Here is a 19,847-nt window from a genome sequence, read left to right on the forward strand (position 1 = left end):
GGTATGTTCTTGTTGCAGAAATGTACTGTTCGCGTGGACCGGCTGCGTCAGCGGTGCGGGATGCCAGCGATCATGCCGCCGTCGACGACGAACTCCGCGCCGTTCGTGAACGCAGAGGCATCGCTTGCCAGGAAGACGATGGTGCCGACGAGGTCCTCCGGCTGGCCGGGGCGACCGAGGGGGATGTCGAGGTGCGCGGGGTCGATGCGGCTCGTCATCGAGGTGTTGATGAACCCGGGGTGGACCGAGTTCACCCTGATGCCGAACTGCCCGAGCTCGACGGCGAGCGATGCAGACAGTCCTCGTACGCCGAACTTCGCCGCGGTGTAGCCGTGGAGGCCGGGGCTGCCGCGCATTCCCTCCACGGAGGAGATGTTGATGATCGACCCACGACCGTGCTCTTTCATCACGGGCACCACGGCGCGGCATCCGAAGAAGGTGCCGGTCAGGTTCACCGCGATCACCGCGTTCCACTTCTCGGTCGTGAAGTGCTCGATGGGTGCGGCGTTGGCGATGCCGGCATTGTTCACCAGCACGTCGACGGTGCCGAAGGCCTGCACGGCAGAGGCTGCGGCGCTCTCCCACTGCGCTTCGTCCGTGACGTCGAGCGGAACGAACACGGCGCGGTCTTCGAGCTCTGCCGCGAGTTCTCGCCCGGCATCCTCAAGAATGTCGGCGATGACGACGCGCGCACCCGCAGCATGCAGTCCGCGGACGTACGCCTCACCGATCCCGCGCGCCCCACCGGTGACGAGGGCGACCCGACCGCCGAGGTCGGTCACTCGGTCACCTGAATGACCACGCGACCCACGGTCGTGCCCGTCGCGAGCTTCGTGATCGCGGCCGGTGCGTCATCGAAGGCGACGACGTGATCAACGACGGGCGCGATCTTTCCCTCGTCGAAGAGTCGGATGAGCTCGTCATGCGCAGCATCCACGAGGTGCGGCATCCGCTCTTGGTACAGCCCCCAGTAGAGGCCGAGCACGGCGTAGTTCTTCACGAGGGCGTGACTCACGGTGAGCTGCGGGATCTCGCCGCTCGCGAAACCGATCACCACGATGCGGCCCTCGAAAGCGACAGCGCGTGTGGACGCGGTGAATGCCGCGCCACCGACCGGGTCGAAGACGACATCGGCGCCGTGACCCTCGGTGATGCGCTTGACCTCACTGGCGATGTCGCCGCCGCGCAGGATGACATGCTCTGCTCCCGCAGCGCGCGCGACCTCGGCCTTCTCCGCAGATCCGACGACGCCGATCACGCGTGCGCCGGCGGCGACGCCGAGCTGTACGGTGGCAGCGCCCACCCCGCCTGCGGCGGCGTGCACGAGAAGCCATTCGCCCGCCTTCAGCTCTGCCCGGCGATGCAGGGCGAACCACGCGGTCTGGTAGGCGATGTTGAGTCCGGATGCCGCGACGAAGTCGAAGCTGTCCGGAATGGGGTGGACGGATGCTGCATCCACCGCCGCGTATTCGGCGAGCACTCCGATCTTGCCGGCGACAACCCTGTCGCCGATCTGGAAGGCTGTGACTCCGGCTCCGACAGCGGCGACCGTGCCGCTGCACTCGACCCCCGGAATGAAGGGGAGCTCTGGCTTCACCTGGTATTCGCCTCGGGCGAGCAGCACATCCGGGAAGTTCGCTGCGACCGCGGCGACGCGGATGAGCACCTCTGCGTCGGTCGGCACCGGGGCGGGAAGACTCTGCTGCGTCAGCGCGTCTTGCGGTTCACCGAGCTGGGTGACCTGCCAGGCGCGCATGGACTGTGGGACTTCAGTGTGGGATGGCATCCGTTCTCCTCAGACTCGTCAGGAACAGGTCGGTGATCTGCTCAGCGATGAGCGTCTTTCCCTCCGGGCCCTCCGCGGAGTACCAGTGCGAGAGGTAGTGCAGGTCGCTGAAGAAGTGTGCGGCGAGCAGCGCGGTGGGGATGTCGCTGCGGTAGATGCCGTCGCGCTGTCCGCGCTCGATGAGGGCCGCGAACTCGTCGTGGTACGCGCGACGGCGACGGGTCACCTCCTGCTGGCGCGGCTCGGAGAGCATGTGCATGCTGCGGAAGAACACGGCACCAGCGCTGATGTGATCGATCGACGTCTCGAGAACGTCGACGCACACGGCACGCAGCACCTCGTCGACCTCTCCGCCACCCGCGATGATCTTGTCGAGGTGCTCCTTCTGCAGTGAGAGCAGGGAGTCGTAGATACCGAAGAGCAGATCGTCCTTCGACTCGAAGTAGTGGTACATGGCACCCTTGGTGACGCCAGCGGCCTCGACGATCTGCTGAACACTGGTGTTCGCATAGCCCTTGGTCGAGAACAGCTCGACCGCAGCGCGCATGACGTCTTCTGAGACGTGTGAATCCTTCATACCCTCATCTTTCCGCGAAACACGATTGTCCGTGGTGCGTGCGTGCCGACTCTCACAGTGGACGGATGCTGGCTCCGCCATCGATGGACAGCGTCTGACCGGTCATCCATGCCGCGTCCTCAGAGAGCAGGAAGGCGACCGGGCCGGCGACGTCTGCGGGCTCACCGAGCCGCGCGAGCGGATAGCCGGCGGCGACTTCGCTCTCGCGCCCGTCGTACAGCGCTTTGGCGAAGGCCGTCTTGATCACGGCGGGAGCGACGGCGTTGACCCGGATCTTCGGGGCGACTTCGTAGGCGAGCTGAATCGTGAGGTTGATGAGCGCGGCTTTGGAGATGCCGTAGAACGCGATCCCAGGACTCGCGCTGAGACCCGCGACCGAGGCGATGTTCACGATGCTGCGCGTGAGCCCAGCGGCGAGCGCCGTACGCGACCAGTCAAGGGCCGCGACGACGTTGACCTCGAGGATCTTGCGCGCAGCGTCTGCGTCGACATCGACGATCGGACCGTAGACGGGGTTGATCCCGGTGTTGTTCACCAGGTGGTCGAGGCGGCCGTGGTGCGAGGCGATGTGCGCGAAGACCGCGGCGCGGTGCTCAGCGTCGTCGGCTCGTCCGGCAATGCCTGTTGCGGCGGTTCCGAGTTCAGCGACTGCGGCATCGAGCGCCTCCTGCTTGCGGCCGGTGATGACGACCGAGCCGCCTTCAAAGACGATCCGCTCGGCGATCGCGAAGCCTATTCCTCGGCTCGCGCCGGTGATCAGCGAAACGGTGCCGTCGAAGCGTGTTGCGGGCATGGCGCCTCCTTGCGCTGTTGTCCATACCGTCTAGTCGGTTTGGACAACAGTAGCACGCGGGTCAGCGCCCCATCGCGTCGAGTGCCGTCTCCAGCCGCGCGATCGTGCCGTCGACGTCAGCGAGCTTGTCGAGGCCGAAGAGGCCCAGGCGGAAGGTCGAGAAACCGGCCGGCTCATCGCAGTGCAACGGCACACCGGCCGCGATCTGCAACCCCTGCTCCTTGAACGCCGCGCCCGACTTCAGCGCGGGGTCGTCGGTGTGCACGACGACGACACCGGGGGCTGCGCAGTTGGATGCCGCAACCGACGCCAGCCCGCGCGACGCCAGCAGCTCGCGCACGCGCGTGCCGAGTTCGATCTGCGCGTCACGCAGGGCTTCGAAGCCACGGTCACGCGTCTCGATCATGGCACCGAGGTTGCGCAGCAGCGCATCCGTCGGCATGGTCGCGTGATACGCCGCACGTCCCGCGCGGTATTCGTCGGCGATCGACAGCCACTTGGCGAGATCCATCGCGAAGCTGGTCGATGCTCGAGTGATCACGGCATCCCGACCCGCCTCGCTGAGCATGACGTACCCGGCGCACGGCGTTCCGCTCCACCCCTTCTGCGGTGCGCTGAGCAGCACGTCGACGCCAAGCGCCTTCATGTCGACCCACATCGCACCGGAGGCGATGCAGTCCAGCACCAGCAGAGCGCCGACCTCGTGCGTCGCCTCAGCGAGAGTGCGGATGTAGTCGTCGGGCAGGATCATTCCCGCAGCGGTCTCGACGTGCGGCGCGAAGACGACCTCCGGCTGGCGAGCGCGGATCGCTGCGACGACGCTCTCGATCGGTGCGGGAGTCCAGGCCGACTGCACGTCGTCGCTCTCGGGGTGTGCGGTGAGCACCGTGACGTCGTCGCTGATGCCGCCGGCATCCAGAATCTGTGACCACCGGAAGGAGAACAGGCCATTGCGCACCACGAGCGTACGTCGTCCGGTCGCGAGCTGGCGCGCCACGGCTTCCATCGCGTAGGTGCCGCCGCCGGGGACGATCGCCGACGTATGCGCGTTGTACGCCTCTTCCAGAATGCTCAGGATCTGGGGCATCGCCTCGACGAATCGGGCGGACATGTGGTTGAGGGAACGATCTGTGAAGACCACCGAGTACTCGAGAAGACCACCAGGATCGACGTCATCGTGCGGAAGTGCGCTCATGCGCCCCAGCATCCCACACCACAGTGAGCGTGGGTCAGTCTCGTATCAGCCGACCGGAGTGATCTCGACGGGCTCGCCGAGGTCGTAGTAGGTCTGCCGTGTCGTATCACTGATGCCCATCATCTGGATCGTCGCTTCGCTGCCAGTAGGCGTCCAGTCGGCTTCGAACCACACCGAGTACTGAGAAATCGGGATCTCGTTCCATGAGAACCCCGCACTGCTGGTGATCCGATGCGACGAAGAGACGGTACCGTCTCCCAACGGGAAATCCTCGACCGGCCCGACAACCCAGGTTGGGCTCGAACCGATCATCTCTGCCGCCATCGATGGGTCCGAGAAGACCCTGTACAGCTCACCGGCGACCCCCGCCATCTGCTCTTCGAGATCTTCGGAGGTCACATCACCTCTGATCCACCCGGCTCCGCGGTCGATCCACATCGAGTCATCGATGAACGTCATGTGCACATCGCCTTCGGAGGTTGTCAGAGTGCCCTGAAACTCGAATCGCGGCGTGTAACGGAAGACGATCTCACCGGTTCCCGTGCCTCCCGCGATTGACTCCCGGCCGCTGCCGTAGCTAGACAGCGCCGTCTGCACGCAGGCACCCAGACCCTGACCGTCCAACGTGGCTCCTGGTGTGAGGTCGAGCGTCGTGCATTCCACAGGAGACGCCCAGGCCACATCGGCTGCGCTCGCGGTCGGCTGCGCTGCTTCAGTGCCGTTCACAGGCTTCTCGTCGGGTTCCGGTGCGGAGCATGCGGTGACCAGAGCGAGAGAACCGACGGTGAGGACAGTTGCGGCGATCCTGCGAATCATGCGGCGACCGGCGCGAGTGTTCGAGAAAGTCATTCACACAGGATCCCATAGTGGGTGGTGGCGTTCTGGTCAGAAATCAAGAAGCACTCGGCCCGACTGATTCGTAGGCTCGGATCACCATTGAGAAGGAGAACCCGATGACCGAGAAGAATTTCACCGACGAAGAACGCGACGCGATGAAAGCCAAGCTGGTCGAGAGCAAGACGAAGCGCCCGCGCGCGAAGAAGAGTCCAGAAGAGGCGCGCACCGAGGGTGCGGCAGAGATTCAGGCGAAGCTCGCGGACATGCCGGACGAAGATCGGATGCTGGGCGAGAAGCTCACTGCGATGGTGACCGAGAACGCGCCTCACCTGATCCCGAAGACCTATTACGGCATGCCCGCGTGGGCGAACGAGGCGGGCAAAGTGGTCTGCTTCTTCAAGCCGAAGTCCAAGTTCAAGGTGCGCTACGCGACCTTCGAGTTCGACACCGCCGCCCAGCTCGACGATGGCAACGTGTGGCCGACGGCGTACGCCGTGACAACGCTGACCGATGCCGATCTGACCTTCCTCGCCGAGCAAGTGCGTCACGCGGCACGCTGATTTGAGGTCGAGCGGTCAGCGTGACACTGTGGAGAGGATGCTTCTTATCTCTACGTGCGCCCCGATCTGGGATGGTGACACTCTCTGACCTCCGCCGGCTCGACTGAGCCGAGAAGGTCACCACACGCTGCGCATATCGATGCGCAGTCAGGCAGGACGAGCCTGATTCGTCCCCCACGCATCGATGAGGGCATCGACCTCTGGCGCATCGCGCGCGACTCGCAGACACTCGATCTGAACTCCTCCTACGCCTACGTTCTGTACGCCAGGGATTTCGCCTCGACGTGCCGGATCGCCCTCGTGGACGAGCATCCGGCCGGCTTCGTTCTGGGCTACCGGCGTCCCGCCGACCCCTCCTGCCTTTTCGTCTGGCAGGTCGCCGTCGACGCCCGGTTCCGCGGGTTGGGCCTCGCCGGGCGGATGCTCGATTCGCTGATTCACGACTCCGGCGAGACCGCCGTGCGGACTCTGCAGACGACCATCACCGACGACAACGTCGCCTCGCAGCGCACTTTCCGCAGCCTCGCGAACCGCTGGGGCAATGCGCCGATGACCGTCGCTCCCCTTTTCGAGACCGCGCATCTGAGCCTTGAGGGGCCGGATGCCGATCTCCACGATCCTGAACGGCTGTACGAGATCGGTCCGCCGATGTAGCCGTCGCCATCCGCCCGACCTCGGGCGGCGTGCACTCCCCGCACGACGACAACAAGGAGGAGAACCACCCCAAATGAATATCTTCACCCAGCTGGAATCCGAAGTCCGCAGCTACTCGCGCTCGTGGCCGGTCGTGTTCGACCGGGCCGTCGGCAGCATGATGTACGACGAGTCGGGCGCCGAGTACCTGGACTTCTTCTCAGGTGCCGGAGCGCTCAACTACGGACACAACAATCCTGAGCTGAAGAAGGTCCTCATCGACTATCTGGCCGATGACCGTGTCATGCACTCGCTCGATATGTTCACCACGGCCCGACGTGACTTCCTCGAGGCGTTCGACGAGGTGCTGCTCGAGCCCCGCGGCCTCGACTACAAGGTCGTTTTCCCTGGCCCCGGTGGCGCCAACGCCGTCGAGGCCGCGCTGAAGCTCGCGCGCAAGGTCACCGGTCGCGAATCGGTCATCAACTTCACGAATGCCTTCCACGGCATGACGCTCGGTGCGCTCTCCGTCACCGGAAACTCGCTCAAGCGGGGCGGAGCAGGTGTGCCGCTCGTCCACGCGACACCGATGCCTTTCGACGACTACTTCGACGGCGACTACCCGGACTTCTTCTACTTCGAGCGCCTGCTCGAAGACTCCGGCAGCGGCCTGAACACACCCGCAGCCGTCATCGTCGAGACGGTGCAGGGCGAGGGCGGGATCAACGCCGCGCGTGCCGAATGGCTTCGTCAGCTGGCAGCACTCTGCAAGAAGCACGAAGTGCTGCTCATCGTCGATGACGTGCAGATGGGCTGTGGCCGCACCGGGGACTTCTTCAGCTTCGAAGAGGCCGGCATCGTCCCCGACATCGTATGCCTGTCGAAGTCGATCAGTGGTTATGGCATCCCCATGGCGCTGACCCTGATCAAGCCGGAACTCGACATCTGGCAGCCCGGCGAGCACAATGGCACCTTCCGCGGAATCGGTCCCGCGTTCGCGACCGGCGCCGCGGCACTGCGCCGCTACTGGTCCGATGACGCGCTGCGCGACGCGACGATCACAAAGGGCGCACGCGTCGAGGGCTGGTTCAACATGATCGCCGCGCGCTACCCGCAGCACGAGCTGTTCGCGAAGGGACGCGGGCTTGCCCGCGGACTGCAGTTCCCCTCGGGTGAGCTGGCGGATGCCGTCTGCAGGGCCGCGTTCGAGCGCGGGCTGCTCATGGAGACCTCAGGGCCAGAGGGCGAGGTCATGAAGATCCTTCCCGCGCTCACCATCACCGATGCCGAGCTCGCTCGAGGACTGCGCATCATCGACGAGTCCGTGTGTGCGGTACTCGGGGAACCGGACCCGGATGCCGCGGCGCACGCCAACCTGACCATCGAAAACGACATCGAAAACGACATCGAAGACAAGGAGAACACCCCCGCATGATCGTCCGCACACTCGACGAGATCACCGACACCGACGCCGACATCAAGACCGAGAACTGGCGCAGCAAGCGCATCGTGCTCGCGAAGGAGAAGGTGGGCTTCTCGGTGCACGAGACCACGCTCTACGCGGGAACCGTGAGCCGGTTCTGGTACGCGAACCACATCGAGGCCGTGTTCGTCGTGGCCGGTGAGGGAGAGATCACCGAACTCGCCAACGGCAAGACGCACCAGCTCGCACCCGGCTCGCTGTACCTGCTGAACGACCACGACAAGCACGAGGTGCGTCCGCGCACCGAGATGCGGGTCGTGTGCGTGTTCAACCCGCCGGTCACCGGGCGCGAGGTGCACGACGAGAACGGCGTGTACCCGCTGGTGACCGAACCGGCCTGAGCCACCGCACGCACTACCCACCACCGCACAAGAGACAGGAGAACGAAGCATGACAACCACGACGTCCGCAGAGGACCTGTTCCCGACCCGACTGGCCACACCGAGTGATTTCATCGCTCGCACGCAGCCCGCTGTGTGGGGTTCTGACGGCGACGGCCCCTTCGAGGAGGCCGAGCTGGAAGCTCATGAGCGGCGCGGATACACAATGATCGACGATTTCATCTCCGGCGATGACGTTGCGCTGTACACGAGTGAGCTCGATCGACTCGCCGCGGATCAAGCGTTACAGGATGACCCTCGGATGATCACCGAACGCACCACCGGCACGGTGCGCTCGGTGTTCGAGGTGGAGAAGCTGAGCGGCGTGCTCGACGCCCTCGCCCGTGACCCGAAGGTGCTTGATCGGGCCCGGCAGATCGTCGGGTCAGAGGTGTACCTGCATCAGACCCGCATCAATTACATGCCGACCTTCACGGGCACCGGCTTCTACTGGCACTCGGACTTCGAGACCTGGCATGCCGAAGACGGGATGCCGCTGCCGCGGGCGGTGAGTCTGTCGATCGCACTGACCGACAACTATCCATTCAACGGCGGGCTCATGGTGATGCCTGGTTCGCACCGCACGTTCGTGCCGGCTGTGGGCAAGACGCCCGACAACAACCATGAGCAGTCGCTGCAGGCGCAGGAGGCAGGTGTGCCCAGTCACGCCGCCATCACTGCGCTGGCCGAGAAGTACGGGATCGATCAGTTCACGGGAGCCGCAGGGTCTGCACTGTGGTTCGACTCGAACATCATGCACGGTTCGGGAAACAACATCACCCCGTACGCGCGATCGAATGTGTTCATGGTGTTCAACAGCGTCGAGAACGCGCTGGTGGATCCGTTCGCCGCGAAGTCTCCCCGCCCGGAGCACATCGCCAACCGCGATTTCACGCCGCTGCGCTGACGGAGCCTCGCCCCCGCCCTCGCCCCCGCCCTCGCCCTCGCAAACCTGCAAAACCACGCCGAGACGGCGTCGATTCGCTGCAGTCTCGGCGTGGTTTTGCAGGTTTGGTGGAATCGAGGGGCAGCGGATGGGGTAGTGTCTTTCGCATGACAACCCGTTGGTATGCGTATTTCGAGTCGGCTCTGGAGGGGCCGGTGCAGAAGTAGCGCCCACCAACCTTCAGAGCCGACAAGCCAGAGCATTTGCTCTGGCTTTCGCCGTTTCGGCGGGCTCTGCATCGGGGGTCCGTCTCCGACAGAGGACAGGACCCATGAGCACCATCACAGCCACCGAATCCACCGCAGACCTGCACGTCGCCGAATTCACCACTCTCCCCACTCCGGGCGACATCGCAGCTGAGCTGTCGATCGGCGATGAGCGTTCTGCTCTTGTCGCTCGCACGCGCGATGAAGTGCGCGCGATCATGGCGGGGGAGGATGATCGCCTGCTCGTCGTCGTCGGTCCCTGCTCGATCCACGACACCGCGGCAGGTCTCGAATACGCCGGCAAGCTCGTGCGGGAGGCCGAGGCACACCGCGATGATCTGCTGATCGTGATGCGCACCTACTTCGAGAAACCACGAACGACGATCGGGTGGAAGGGTCTCATCAACGACCCGCACCTCGACGGCAGCCATGACATCGAGACCGGACTGCGCATGGCACGCGGATTCCTGCGTGACGTCACCGCCCTCGGGATGCCGTGTGCAACGGAGTTCCTCGAGCCGATCAGCCCGCAGTACACCGCCGACCTCATCACGTGGGGCGCCATCGGCGCACGCACCACCGAGAGCCAGATCCACCGCCAGCTAGCATCTGGCCTGTCGATGCCGATCGGTTTCAAGAACGGCACCGACGGCGGGCTTCAGGTGGCGCTGGATGCCGCATCCGCAGCATCCGCTCCGCAGGCGTTCCTCGGGATCGGTGAGGACGGGCGGGCGAGCCTGGTGGCGACGACGGGCAACCCCGACACGTCGATCATCCTGCGCGGAGGCGCCGATGGCCCCAACTACGACGCATCACACGTGGCAGAGGCATCGCGCCGGTTGGGTGCCGCAATGCTCACTCCTCGCGTGATTGTCGACGCGAGCCACGCCAACAGCGGCAAGGACCACGTGCGTCAGGCCGTCGTGGCCCGCGAGCTGGGGGAGCAGATTGCTGCAGACGGTGCGGCAATCGCCGGCGTCATGCTCGAGAGCAACCTCGTCGCCGGAGCACAGAAGCTTGACATCGCGGCTGGACGCACACGCCTGACCCACGGACAGAGTGTGACGGATGCCTGCATGGGATGGGATGCCACGACCGCAGCCCTCGCCGAACTGGCCGACGGAGTGCGCCGGCGCCGCGCGTGACTCCCCCGTGCAAGGAGTCGCTCAGGTCGCAAAATAAGCCGCTTAGGCGCGCTCAAAGCGGCCGTTTTCGCGACCTGGGCGGGCGACGCGGAGCACACCCGAGTTGTTAACAGGAGTTGTTAACATGTGGAAACTGCAGAACCCCCGGAATCTGGACGATTCCGGGGGTTCATCTGTGGAGCCTAGGAGATTCGAACTCCTGACATCCTGCTTGCAAAGCAGGCGCTCTACCAACTGAGCTAAGGCCCCTTGCGGTATTCAATTTTAGTGTAAAACGTGGGGCTACCAGGACTTGAACCTGGGACCTCTTCATTATCAGTGAAGCGCTCTAACCGCCTGAGCTATAGCCCCGTCAACCTCCAAGACTTTACCTGAGATTTTCAGAAAATCCGAATCGGCGCCGTTTAGTCTCCCGCGCGCAGGACGACACTCCCGGCCGACACCGACGCGTCGATCACGAACCGCGATTGGCTCGAGGTGTCGAGCCGGTTGTCCAGCGATCCAGCGCTGACTTCCTGGTCCACGCGGTACGCGTCATCCGGCACCGTCAGATCAAGCGATCCAGCACTGACATCGATTGATACCGAGCTCGGCGTCGTGTCGATCAGCTCGGCCACGATCTTGCCGGCGGAGACCGTGAAGTCGGCCTCGGTCACTCCGGCAAGTGCCATGTCTGCGCGCCCCGCGCTGACGTCGGCATCCAGCGATTTCGCCGATCCGTCGATCTTGAGCGCACCAGCGCCCACCTCGATGTCGACTTCGTCGTACGCTCCGTCGATATCGAGGCTTCCAGCGCTGAGTGTGAACTCCGCGTCCAGGCGCCCGTCATTCAGACTCTCCGGCAGCGTCAAGATGACGGTCTCTTCGGAGAGCCAGTCGTCGCCGAACCAATCGAGGTCGAACCACCCCCCGAATCCGCGATCCGGGCTGCGGACGACAAGCTCGTCGTCGTCCCGTTCCAGCGTCCAGTCGCTGCGGCCTTTGCCGTCGACCTCGAGCGTCGCCTCGTCGACGTCGCCGAACCGGGCGGTGACGTCGCTGCCGGCGACATCCACTCTCAGGCTCTCGACGCCGTCGACGCTGACGCTCTGGCTCTGCGCACCGGCACCTCTCGGATGCGCGGCTTCCCGCAGGTCGTGAGTCGCAGCGAAGGCGGCAGTTCCACCCGCACCGAGCAGCACGACTCCGCCGAAGACCGCGAGCGCGATCGCTGTGGCGCGCCCGCCTGAACCGCGCGGCTCACGGCCCGGGGGAGTCGGGGGAACCTCGTGCCCACCCTGCAGATTCCGCTGGTCGTCGTTCATCGTCCTGATCCTGTCTGAATGTCATTTCCGGCAGGCGATCCGCCACCGGTGTTCTCGATGTGTGCAAGAGCTGCGAGCACTCGTCTGTTGCCTGATTCGTCCTGCTCGAAGCCGAGCTTCTGGAAGATCGCGGTGATGTTCTTCTCGACGCTCGCGGCCGAGAGGAACAGCAGGCTCGCAATCGCCTGGTTCGACTTCCCCTCGGCGATGAGGGAAAGCACCGTGCGCTCGCGCTCGGTGAGCTGCAGCATCCGATCGTCACGATTGCGACGCGTGAGCAGCTGGGCCACGACTTCTGGGTCGAGCATCGACGCGCCCTCGGCGATCCGCTCCACCGACGCGAGGAACTCCGAGACATCTGCCACACGATCCTTCAGTAGATATCCGAGCGGCCCGCCCTGCGCAGCGATCAGATCGCTGGCGTACCGCTCCTCGACGTACTGCGAGAGCACGAGCAGCGGCAGGGAAGGATGAGTCTTGCGCAGGCCGAGCGCCGCCCGGATCCCCTCATCGGTGAACGTCGGCGGGAGCCGCACGTCCAGAATGCAGAGCTCGGGATTCGTGTTCTGCACTGCCTCGGTGATTCCCGTGGTGTCGGGGAGCGCTGCGACCACGTCGTGCCCGGCGTCTTCGAGAAGCCTGACGAGGCCTTCGCGCAGCAGGACGGAATCTTCACAGATCAGGATGCGCATGGCACGCTCACTTCCAGTGCTGTCGGACCACCCTGGGGGCTGTCGATGCGAATGTCGCCACCCGCCCCGAGGACCCTGTTCGAGATTCCGTCGAGACCGCCGCCGGGCTGCACCTGTGCGCCGCCCACGCCGTTGTCTTCGACGCGCGCCCACAGTGTGCCGCCGTCGCGCAGTCGCACGACCACTCGGCACTCGCTCGCGCGAGAGTGCTTGGCAGCGTTCGTCAGCGACTCGGCGATCGAGAAGTAGACCGCAGCCTCGGCATCCCTGCTGCACCTTCCGTCCATGCGCACGTCGAGGTGCACGGGAATGTGTGATCTGCTGGCCAAGGCCGACAGGGCGGCATCCAGTCCTCGATCATCGAGAACAGAAGCATGGATGCCGCGGGCAAGTTGTCGCAGCTCAGTGATCGCCGCTTTCGTCGATGTGTGCGCTTCTGAGATCAGTGCCTTCGCGGCATCCGGGTCGGCGTCGATCTTCTGCTGCGCAAGTCCCAGCGTCATGCCGACGGAGACGAGCCTCGGCTGAACGCCGTCGTGCAAATCGCGCTCGATGCGGGTGCGCTCGACATCTGCCGCGCGCACTGCGCCCTCACGCTGAGCGGAGGTGGTTCGCACCCGCTCGACGAGTTCCGCCTTGTGACTGGGGATGACGAGGGATCGTGCGATGGTCCGATCCAGCAGAGCGAGTCCGATGATGCCGGCTGCTGCAGCGAGAACGCCGAGGATGCCGAGAACTGTTGCCCACCCCGCGGTGACGAGGTTTCCGAAGGGACCGGCGACCTCGTCACGCGCGAACAGCGGCGTGAAGGCGAAGATCGCCGACCACACCAGGCCCCAGAACAGTCTGAGCACGAGGGCGCCGAAGACGCAGGCGATGACGAAGCTCGCGACCGCGCGCCACATGCGTCCATCGATGCTCTGGCGTCCGAGTGAACGGATCCATCCGCCGAACCCGGGGGACTGTCGACGACGGTGCTGGAGGTCGGGAACGTCGAGACCGTAGAGCCCGCGCACGCGGACCACCTCGAACCATCCGACGCCGTACAGGGCGTAGACGAGGCCAACCAGGAACAACGCTCCGATCCCGAAGGCGAAGAGCAGACCGGCACCAGCGCCGAGCAGACCGGAGAGGATGCCGATGACACCGCCGCCGATGACGCCGAGGGCAGCCAGATGTAGGACGGTGAAGAACACGCGCAGCGGCGTCGCAGAACGCTGCGGAGCCGGCGATGCGGCTGGCTCTGCGGCGGGCGCGGTGGCCGGTGCTGGGGGGACAGGCGGAGTGGTCATGTCTCAAAGGTAGGCCGCCAACCGCAACGCGCGACACCGAGCCAACCGGATCATCGCGTTCGGGTTTTCCCTACTCGTCAAGGTCACCTTTCCCGCGAGCCATCGGCGAAGATGGGACCGTGAGCGAATCGCATCCGCAGGAACCGCACGGTGCAGGCATAGGCCAAAAGCTGAACTGGCTTCGCGCCGGCGTGCTCGGCGCCAATGACGGCATCGTCTCGGTGGCATCCCTCGTCGTCGGTGTCGCCGGCGCGACCACCGACAATTCCGCGCTGCTGGTCGCCGGCATCGCCGGTCTCGTCGGCGGCGCCATCTCGATGGCCCTCGGCGAGTACGTCTCAGTGAGCAGTCAGCGCGACACCGAGCGTGCACTGATCGAGAAGGAGCGCGAAGAGCTGCGCACCATGCCGGCCGAAGAGCTCGACGAACTCACCGATCTTTACCGGCAGCGCGGACTCAGCGAAGACACCGCCCGGCAGGTCGCCATCGAACTCACCGAGCACGATGCGCTATCCGCGCACCTCGAGGTAGAACTCGGCATCGATCAGGACGACCTCGTCAACCCCTGGCACGCCGCACTCTCATCCGCAGTCTCCTTCACCATCGGTGCACTGCTGCCGCTGCTGGCGATACTGCTTCCACCGGTTCAGTGGCGGGTACCGGTGACATTCGTCGCCGTGCTCATCGCCCTCGCTGCGACAGGAGCTGTCGCAGCCCGCGTCGGAGGCGCCTCCCCTGTGCGAGCCGCCGCAAGGCTGGTGATCGGAGGAGCGCTCGCGCTGGTCGCCACCTGGGGGATCGGCACGCTTCTCGGAACCACCGGGATCGTCTGACGTCGCCTCGACGACGAATGGCGGATGCCGAAGCACCCGCCATTCGTACGAGAAAGTCCGCTAGTTGGACATGAAGCCGACGAGCAGTCCGCCGGTGACCTTCACTGCGAGGTTGTAGATTCCGGCGACGACTGCGCCGAGAACCGTGAAGACGATCAGGTTCAGGATCGACACGACAGCGGCGAACGCCATCACCTGGGGAAGCCCCAGCAGCGACGCGAGCGAAACCGAACCGTCCGTGATGTTCCCCACGAAGGAGTCCGCCTGCGTGATGAGGTTCGTCGCCTGCAGCACGAGGTAGATCAGGAAGAACGAGACCATGGTCACGATCGCCAGCGCGACCGCAGCCAGGAACGAGAGCTTGACCGCCGACCAGAAGTCGACATAGACCAGGCGCAGGCGGACCTGCTTGCCACCGGTCTTGCGTGTGGACTTCTTCGCGAGCTTGTCAGCTACTGTGCTCATTCGTCGTTACTTTCCTCGATGGTCTCAGTCGTTTCGGGGGCCGGTGCCGACTCGGGGGCGTCGTTCGCTGACTCCGCACCCGCCTCATCTCCTTCGAGGCCTCGCTCTTCGTTGCGAGCAATCGCGAGGATCCGGTCCTTCTCGGACGTTCGGGCGAACAGGACACCCATGGTGTCTCGACCCTTCGCTGGCACCTCGGCCACGGCAGAGCGTACCACCTTGCCGCTGGAGAGAACCACCAAGACCTCGTCGCTCTCGTCGACGATCAGACCACCCGCGAGGACCCCGCGGTCATCGTTGAGCTTCGCGACCTTGATGCCGTATCCGCCGCGGTTCTGCACGCGGTACTCGTCGACGATCGTGCGCTTGGCGTAGCCGCCGTCGGTGACGGTGAACACGAACTGGCCGGGAGTGGCAACGGATGCTGAGAGCAGACGGTCTTCGCCCTTGAACTTCATTCCGGTGACACCCGCTGTCGCTCGGCCCATCGGACGCAGCGCCGTATCGGTCGCCTGGAAGCGCACCGACATGCCCTTGCTGCTGATGAGCAGGATGTCGTCGGAGGCGTCCACGATCATCGCGCTGACCAGCTCGTCCTCCTCGCGGAGACGGATGGCGATGACGCCGCCCTGACGGTTGGTGTCGTACTCGCTCAGGCGCGTCTTCTTCACCAGACCCTCACGGGTCGCTAGGACGAGGTAATCCGCGACGTCGTAATCACGCATCGCGAGGATCTGCGCGATGCCCTCGTCGGGCTGGAGCGCCAATAGGTTGGCGACGTGCGTGCCCTTGGCATCGCGACCGGCCTCTGGCACCTCGTACGTCTTCGTGCGGTAGACGCGGCCCTTGTCGGTGAAGACGAGCAGCCAGTGATGCGTCGTGGTGACGAAGAAGTGCTCGACGATGTCATCTGCGCGCAGCTGCGCACCCTTGACACCCTTGCCGCCGCGGTGCTGTGAGCGGTAGTTGTCGCTGCGCGTGCGCTTGATGTAGCCATCGCGCGTGACAGTGACGACCATCTCTTCTTCAGCGATGAGGTCTTCCATCGAGACATCGCTGTCGAAGCCCTGCAGGATGTGCGTACGACGCTCGTCACCGAAGCGGTCGACGATCCCCTCGAGCTCTTCGCGGATGATGCCGCGCTGGCGAGACTCGTTGGCGATGATGTCCTTGTAGTCGGTGATCTTCGCTTCGAGCTCGGTGGCCTCGTCGACGATTTTCTGGCGCTCGAGAGCGGCAAGGCGGCGAAGCTGCATCTGCAGAATCGCATCGGCCTGGACCTCATCGATGTCGAGGAGTGTCTGCAGGCCCCCGTTCGCCTCTTGCGGCGTGGGCGAGCGGCGAATCAACGCGATGACCTCGTCCAGCGCGTCGAGCGCCTTCAGGTACGCACGCAGAATGTGCATGCGCTCTTCAGCCTTACGCAGGCGGAAGATCGTGCGGCGCACGATCACGTCGATCTGGTGCGTGATCCAGTGCGAGACGAAGCCGTCCAGCGCGAGGGTGCGCGGAACACCATCGACGATCGCGAGCATGTTCGCGCCGAAGTTGTCCTGCAGCTGCGTGTGCTTGTACAGGTTGTTGAGGACGACCTTGGCGACAGCATCCCGCTTGAGGACGACCACGAGACGCTGACCGGTGCGGTCACTGGTCTCGTCACGGATGTCGGCGATGCCGGTGATCTTGCCGTCGCGGGCCAGGTCACCGATCTTCACCGCGAGGTTGTCGGGGTTGACCTGATAGGGGAGCTCGGTGATGACCAGGCACGTGCGGCCCTGGATCTCTTCGACGCCGACCACCGCGCGCATCGTGATCGAGCCGCGACCGGTGCGGTACGCCTCGTGGATTCCCTTGGAACCCAGGATCTGGGCTCCGGTGGGGAAGTCCGGGCCTGGAATGCGCTTGATCAGGCCCTCGAGGAGCTCTTCCCGCGGAAGCTCGGGGTTGTCCAGCGCCCAGAGCGCAGCATCCGCCACCTCACGCAGGTTGTGCGGGGGGATGTTCGTCGCCATACCGACAGCGATACCGACCGAGCCGTTGACCAGCAGGTTCGGGAAGCGCGCCGGGAGGACAGTCGGCTCCTGGGTCTGACCGTCGTAGTTGTCCTGGAAGTCGACGGTCTCCTCTTCGATGTCGCGCACCATCTCGAGCGCGAGCGGAGCCATCTTCGTCTCGGTGTAACGCGGGGCCGCAGCACCCATGTTTCCGGGGGAACCGAAGTTTCCCTGTCCGAGTGCGAGCGGGTACCGCAGCGACCACGGCTGCACGAGACGGACGAGGGCGTCGTAGATCGCCGAGTCACCGTGCGGGTGGTATTGACCCATGACTTCACCGACGACGCGGGCGCACTTCGAGAAGGACTTGTCGGGGCGGAAGCCGCCGTCGTACATGCCGAAGATCACACGGCGGTGCACGGGCTTGAGACCATCGCGGACATCCGGCAGCGCACGACCGACGATGACGGCCATCGCGTAGTCGAGATAGCTGCGCTGCATCTCGGACTGCAGGTCGACCTGGTCGATCTTGCCGTGTTCGTGAACCGGCTCGGGGCGTTCTTCGTCAGTCATGTGTTTCTTTCGTTTGCTGAGCTTGTCGAAGCATCCGGTCGCAGTGAATGCCTGAGCATCAGATGTCGAGGAAGCGAACGTCCTTGGCGTTGCGCTGGATGAAGCCACGTCGAGACTCGACGTCCTCACCCATCAGCACGCTGAAGATCTCGTCCGCGGAGGCTGCGTCTTCGATGGTCACCTGGCGAAGAGTTCGCGTGCTGTGATCCATCGTGGTCTCCCACAGCTCCTTGGCGTTCATCTCACCCAGACCCTTGTAGCGCTGCACGCCGGAGTCCTTGGGAAGGCGCTTGCCGTTCTCGAGACCGTGCTTCATCAGTGCGTCGCGCTCAGCATCCGAGTACACGTACTCGTGCGGCTGGTTCGTCCACTTCAGTCGGTACAGCGGCGGCATGGCCAGGTATACGAAGCCCGCTTCGATGAGCCCGCGCATGTAGCGGAACAACAGCGTCAGCAGCAGTGTCGTGATGTGCTGGCCGTCGACGTCAGCATCCGCCATCAGAACGATCTTGTGATAGCGGGCCTTCTCGATGTCGAAGTCCTCGCCGATGCCAGTGCCGAAGGCCTGGATCATCGCCTGGACTTCTTTGTTCGCCAGCGCCTTGTCAAGGCGCGCGCGCTCGACGTTGAGGATCTTGCCTCGAAGCGCCAGGATCGCCTGCGTGTGCGGGTCGCGTCCCTGCACAGCAGAGCCGCCGGCCGAGTCACCCTCGACGAGGAAGATCTCGCTGATCGAGGGGTCCTTGCTCGTGCAGTCCTTGAGTTTGTCGGGCATGGCAGCCGACTCGAAGACGCTCTTGCGACGAGCGGTCTCACGAGCCTTGCGCGCTGCCATTCGCGCGGTCGCCGCGTCGATCGCCTTTCGGATCACGCTCTTGGCCAGGGTGGGGTTGCGATCGAACCAGTCACCGAGCTGATCGCCGACGACCTTCTGCACGAAGGCCTTCGCTTCGGTGTTGCCGAGCTTGGTCTTCGTCTGCCCCTCGAACTGCGGCTCGCCGAGCTTGATCGAGATGACAGCGGTCAAACCTTCACGTACGTCGTCGCCGGAGAGGTTGTCGTCCTTCTCCTTGAGAAGGTTGTTCGCGCGGGCATACTTGTTGACCAGGGTGGTCAGCGCGGCGCGGAATCCCTCTTCGTGCGTCCCGCCCTCATGAGTGTTGATCGTGTTCGCGTAGGTGAAGACGTTCTCGGTATATCCGGTCGTCCACTGCATCGCCACTTCGAGCGAGATCTTGCGAGTCGTGTCTTCGGCTTCGAAATCGATGATCTCGTCGTGCACTGTTTCGGCACGACGCACGCGGTTGAGGTACTCGACGTAGTCGACAAGACCGCGCTCGTAGAAGAAGACGTCACCGCGCTGCCTGGTGACAGTGGTGCCCTCTTCTTCGATTTCGTACGTGGATCCTTCGCGCTCGTCGTGGAGCTCGATGCGCAGCCCCTTGTTCAGGAAAGCCATCTGCTGGAAGCGGGTGCGCAGCACGTCGTATTCGAACTCGACGGACTCGGTGAAGATCGCAGGGTCCGGCCAGAACGTGATCTCGGTCCCGGTCTGGTCGGTCGGCTCGCCCTTTTCAAGCTTCTGCAGCGGGGTTCCGCCATTGCCGAAGCTGTGGTGCCAGGCGAAGCCCTTCTGCTTCACCGTGACGTTGAAGCGGGTGGACAACGCGTTGACGACCGAGGAGCCGACGCCGTGCAGGCCACCCGAGACCGCGTAGGCGCCGCCGCCGAACTTTCCGCCGGCGTGCAGGATCGTGAGCACCACCTCAACGGTCGACTTGTTCGGATCGGAAGAGTGCGGGTCTGTGGGGATGCCGCGGCCATTGTCGATGACGCGGATGCCGCCGTCAGCGAGCATCGTCACGATGATCGTGTCGGCGTAACCGGCCAGCGCCTCATCAACGGAGTTGTCGACGATCTCGTACACGAGGTGGTGGAGCCCTCGAGGACCGGTCGAGCCGATGTACATACCTGGCCGCTTGCGAACGGCCTCAAGGCCTTCGAGGATCTGAATCTGATCGGCGCCGTAGTCACCAGATGGCTTCGCCGCGGCATTCGTCGACGAGGTTTCTCCGGGTGTGGATTCAGGCTCGTCAGCAGTATTTTCAGGCGTCATCAGAGGGCATTCTCCACATCGATATCTCGAAAGCCCA

19 protein-coding genes and 2 tRNA genes are annotated in these 19,847 nt (G+C 64.5%); 7 read left to right on the forward strand and 14 right to left on the reverse strand.

Annotated features, from left to right (window positions below):
• Positions 1–47: 47 nt before the first annotated feature.
• The 6 genes from ACTU6V_RS01180 to ACTU6V_RS01205 form a co-directional block, all read right to left on the reverse strand.
• A complete protein-coding gene (locus ACTU6V_RS01180; protein WP_443469730.1) occupies positions 48–782 on the reverse strand; it encodes an SDR family NAD(P)-dependent oxidoreductase in 735 nt (244 codons plus the stop codon).
• Positions 779–1,786, reverse strand: a complete 1,008-nt coding sequence (locus ACTU6V_RS01185) for an NADPH:quinone oxidoreductase family protein (protein ID WP_443474693.1) — start codon at positions 1,784–1,786, stop codon at positions 779–781. Before ACTU6V_RS01185 ends, ACTU6V_RS01180 begins: the two co-directional genes overlap by 4 nt.
• A complete protein-coding gene (locus ACTU6V_RS01190) occupies positions 1,770–2,363 on the reverse strand; it encodes a TetR/AcrR family transcriptional regulator (RefSeq protein WP_443469732.1) in 594 nt (197 codons plus the stop codon). Before ACTU6V_RS01190 ends, ACTU6V_RS01185 begins: the two co-directional genes overlap by 17 nt.
• Positions 2,364–2,415: 52 nt before the next feature.
• On the reverse strand, positions 2,416–3,156 hold the full coding sequence (locus ACTU6V_RS01195; protein ID WP_443469733.1) for an SDR family oxidoreductase: 741 nt from the start codon (positions 3,154–3,156) through the stop codon (positions 2,416–2,418).
• 61 nt (positions 3,157–3,217) lie between these two features.
• Positions 3,218–4,351 carry an aminotransferase class V-fold PLP-dependent enzyme gene (locus ACTU6V_RS01200; RefSeq protein WP_443469734.1) on the reverse strand — a complete coding sequence of 378 codons (1,134 nt, stop codon included), beginning with the start codon at positions 4,349–4,351 and terminating at the stop codon, positions 3,218–3,220.
• Positions 4,352–4,396: 45 nt separating this feature from the next.
• Positions 4,397–5,200: a hypothetical protein gene (locus ACTU6V_RS01205; protein WP_443469735.1), complete on the reverse strand. Its 804-nt coding sequence runs from the start codon at positions 5,198–5,200 to the stop codon at positions 4,397–4,399.
• Positions 5,201–5,304: 104 nt separating this feature from the next.
• Between ACTU6V_RS01205 and ACTU6V_RS01210 the strand changes: the two genes are divergently transcribed.
• The 6 genes from ACTU6V_RS01210 (at position 5,305) to ACTU6V_RS01235 (ending at position 10,541) form a co-directional block, all read left to right on the forward strand.
• On the forward strand, positions 5,305–5,748 hold the full coding sequence (locus ACTU6V_RS01210) for a hypothetical protein (RefSeq protein WP_443474694.1): 444 nt from the start codon (positions 5,305–5,307) through the stop codon (positions 5,746–5,748).
• A 207-nt stretch (positions 5,749–5,955) separates the two neighbouring features.
• A complete protein-coding gene (gene ectA, locus ACTU6V_RS01215) occupies positions 5,956–6,402 on the forward strand; it encodes a diaminobutyrate acetyltransferase (RefSeq protein WP_443474989.1) in 447 nt (148 codons plus the stop codon).
• A gap of 73 nt (positions 6,403–6,475) precedes the next feature.
• On the forward strand, positions 6,476–7,816 hold the full coding sequence (ectB, locus tag ACTU6V_RS01220; protein WP_443474695.1) for a diaminobutyrate--2-oxoglutarate transaminase: 1,341 nt from the start codon (positions 6,476–6,478) through the stop codon (positions 7,814–7,816).
• Positions 7,813–8,205 carry an ectoine synthase gene (locus tag ACTU6V_RS01225; RefSeq protein ID WP_443469738.1) on the forward strand — a complete coding sequence of 131 codons (393 nt, stop codon included), beginning with the start codon at positions 7,813–7,815 and terminating at the stop codon, positions 8,203–8,205. The genes ectB and ACTU6V_RS01225 overlap by 4 nt, the downstream gene beginning before the upstream one ends.
• Before the next feature lie 49 nt (positions 8,206–8,254).
• A complete protein-coding gene (gene thpD, locus ACTU6V_RS01230) occupies positions 8,255–9,151 on the forward strand; it encodes an ectoine hydroxylase (RefSeq protein ID WP_443469739.1) in 897 nt (298 codons plus the stop codon).
• Positions 9,152–9,461: 310 nt separating this feature from the next.
• Positions 9,462–10,541, forward strand: coding sequence for a 3-deoxy-7-phosphoheptulonate synthase (locus ACTU6V_RS01235; protein WP_443469740.1), 1,080 nt, complete (start codon positions 9,462–9,464; stop codon positions 10,539–10,541).
• Positions 10,542–10,717: 176 nt separating this feature from the next.
• Here the strand turns inward: ACTU6V_RS01235 and ACTU6V_RS01240 are convergent.
• The 5 genes from ACTU6V_RS01240 to ACTU6V_RS01260 all read right to left on the reverse strand — a co-directional run bounded on the left by ACTU6V_RS01240 (position 10,718) and on the right by ACTU6V_RS01260 (position 13,829).
• Positions 10,718–10,790, reverse strand: a tRNA-Ala gene (locus ACTU6V_RS01240).
• Between the two features lie 28 nt (positions 10,791–10,818).
• A tRNA-Ile gene (locus ACTU6V_RS01245) sits at positions 10,819–10,892 on the reverse strand.
• A 53-nt stretch (positions 10,893–10,945) separates the two neighbouring features.
• Positions 10,946–11,845, reverse strand: a complete 900-nt coding sequence (locus ACTU6V_RS01250; RefSeq protein WP_443474696.1) for a DUF4097 family beta strand repeat-containing protein — start codon at positions 11,843–11,845, stop codon at positions 10,946–10,948.
• On the reverse strand, positions 11,842–12,537 hold the full coding sequence (locus ACTU6V_RS01255; protein ID WP_443474697.1) for a response regulator: 696 nt from the start codon (positions 12,535–12,537) through the stop codon (positions 11,842–11,844). Before ACTU6V_RS01255 ends, ACTU6V_RS01250 begins: the two co-directional genes overlap by 4 nt.
• Positions 12,525–13,829: a sensor histidine kinase gene (locus ACTU6V_RS01260; protein ID WP_443469743.1), complete on the reverse strand. Its 1,305-nt coding sequence runs from the start codon at positions 13,827–13,829 to the stop codon at positions 12,525–12,527. Before ACTU6V_RS01260 ends, ACTU6V_RS01255 begins: the two co-directional genes overlap by 13 nt.
• Positions 13,830–13,948: 119 nt before the next feature.
• On the opposite strand from ACTU6V_RS01260, the gene ACTU6V_RS01265 reads away from it, so the two are divergent.
• Positions 13,949–14,662, forward strand: coding sequence for a VIT1/CCC1 transporter family protein (locus ACTU6V_RS01265; RefSeq protein WP_443469744.1), 714 nt, complete (start codon positions 13,949–13,951; stop codon positions 14,660–14,662).
• A 60-nt stretch (positions 14,663–14,722) separates the two neighbouring features.
• On the opposite strand, the gene ACTU6V_RS01270 is transcribed toward ACTU6V_RS01265, so the two are convergent.
• Genes ACTU6V_RS01270 through gyrB form a run of 3 tightly spaced genes read right to left on the reverse strand, consistent with a single transcriptional unit; the run spans position 14,723 to position 19,810 of the window.
• The gene (locus tag ACTU6V_RS01270; RefSeq protein ID WP_443469745.1) at positions 14,723–15,127 is read right to left on the reverse strand and encodes a DUF3566 domain-containing protein; all 405 of its coding nucleotides are present in this window, start codon (positions 15,125–15,127) and stop codon (positions 14,723–14,725) included.
• A complete protein-coding gene (gyrA, locus tag ACTU6V_RS01275; protein ID WP_443474698.1) occupies positions 15,124–17,694 on the reverse strand; it encodes a DNA gyrase subunit A in 2,571 nt (856 codons plus the stop codon). The genes ACTU6V_RS01270 and gyrA overlap by 4 nt, the downstream gene beginning before the upstream one ends.
• A gap of 58 nt (positions 17,695–17,752) precedes the next feature.
• Positions 17,753–19,810, reverse strand: coding sequence for a DNA topoisomerase (ATP-hydrolyzing) subunit B (gene gyrB / locus ACTU6V_RS01280; protein WP_443474699.1), 2,058 nt, complete (start codon positions 19,808–19,810; stop codon positions 17,753–17,755).
• Positions 19,811–19,847: the final 37 nt, after the last annotated feature.

Source organism: Microbacterium zouquanmingi (assembly GCF_052266675.1).
In the GTDB taxonomy this organism is placed as follows: domain Bacteria; phylum Actinomycetota; class Actinomycetes; order Actinomycetales; family Microbacteriaceae; genus Microbacterium.

What these genes read in the sequence shown, in the direction of transcription:
- ACTU6V_RS01250 (WP_443474696.1), bottom strand. Translation starts at nt 11,845, where the DNA reads ATGAACGACGACCAGCGGAATCTGCAGGGTGGGCACGAGGTTCCCCCG.
- ACTU6V_RS01185 (WP_443474693.1), bottom strand. Translation starts at nt 1,786, where the DNA reads ATGCCATCCCACACTGAAGTCCCACAGTCCATGCGCGCCTGGCAGGTC.
- ACTU6V_RS01210 (WP_443474694.1), top strand. Translation starts at nt 5,305, where the DNA reads ATGACCGAGAAGAATTTCACCGACGAAGAACGCGACGCGATGAAAGCC.
- ACTU6V_RS01260 (WP_443469743.1), bottom strand. Translation starts at nt 13,829, where the DNA reads ATGACCACTCCGCCTGTCCCCCCAGCACCGGCCACCGCGCCCGCCGCA.
- ACTU6V_RS01255 (WP_443474697.1), bottom strand. Translation starts at nt 12,537, where the DNA reads ATGCGCATCCTGATCTGTGAAGATTCCGTCCTGCTGCGCGAAGGCCTC.
- ectB (WP_443474695.1), top strand. Translation starts at nt 6,476, where the DNA reads ATGAATATCTTCACCCAGCTGGAATCCGAAGTCCGCAGCTACTCGCGC.
- ACTU6V_RS01235 (WP_443469740.1), top strand. Translation starts at nt 9,462, where the DNA reads ATGAGCACCATCACAGCCACCGAATCCACCGCAGACCTGCACGTCGCC.
- ACTU6V_RS01195 (WP_443469733.1), bottom strand. Translation starts at nt 3,156, where the DNA reads ATGCCCGCAACACGCTTCGACGGCACCGTTTCGCTGATCACCGGCGCG.
- ACTU6V_RS01190 (WP_443469732.1), bottom strand. Translation starts at nt 2,363, where the DNA reads ATGAAGGATTCACACGTCTCAGAAGACGTCATGCGCGCTGCGGTCGAG.
- ACTU6V_RS01200 (WP_443469734.1), bottom strand. Translation starts at nt 4,351, where the DNA reads ATGAGCGCACTTCCGCACGATGACGTCGATCCTGGTGGTCTTCTCGAG.
- gyrB (WP_443474699.1), bottom strand. Translation starts at nt 19,810, where the DNA reads ATGACGCCTGAAAATACTGCTGACGAGCCTGAATCCACACCCGGAGAA.
- ACTU6V_RS01225 (WP_443469738.1), top strand. Translation starts at nt 7,813, where the DNA reads ATGATCGTCCGCACACTCGACGAGATCACCGACACCGACGCCGACATC.
- ACTU6V_RS01205 (WP_443469735.1), bottom strand. Translation starts at nt 5,200, where the DNA reads ATGACTTTCTCGAACACTCGCGCCGGTCGCCGCATGATTCGCAGGATC.
- gyrA (WP_443474698.1), bottom strand. Translation starts at nt 17,694, where the DNA reads ATGACTGACGAAGAACGCCCCGAGCCGGTTCACGAACACGGCAAGATC.
- ACTU6V_RS01270 (WP_443469745.1), bottom strand. Translation starts at nt 15,127, where the DNA reads ATGAGCACAGTAGCTGACAAGCTCGCGAAGAAGTCCACACGCAAGACC.
- thpD (WP_443469739.1), top strand. Translation starts at nt 8,255, where the DNA reads ATGACAACCACGACGTCCGCAGAGGACCTGTTCCCGACCCGACTGGCC.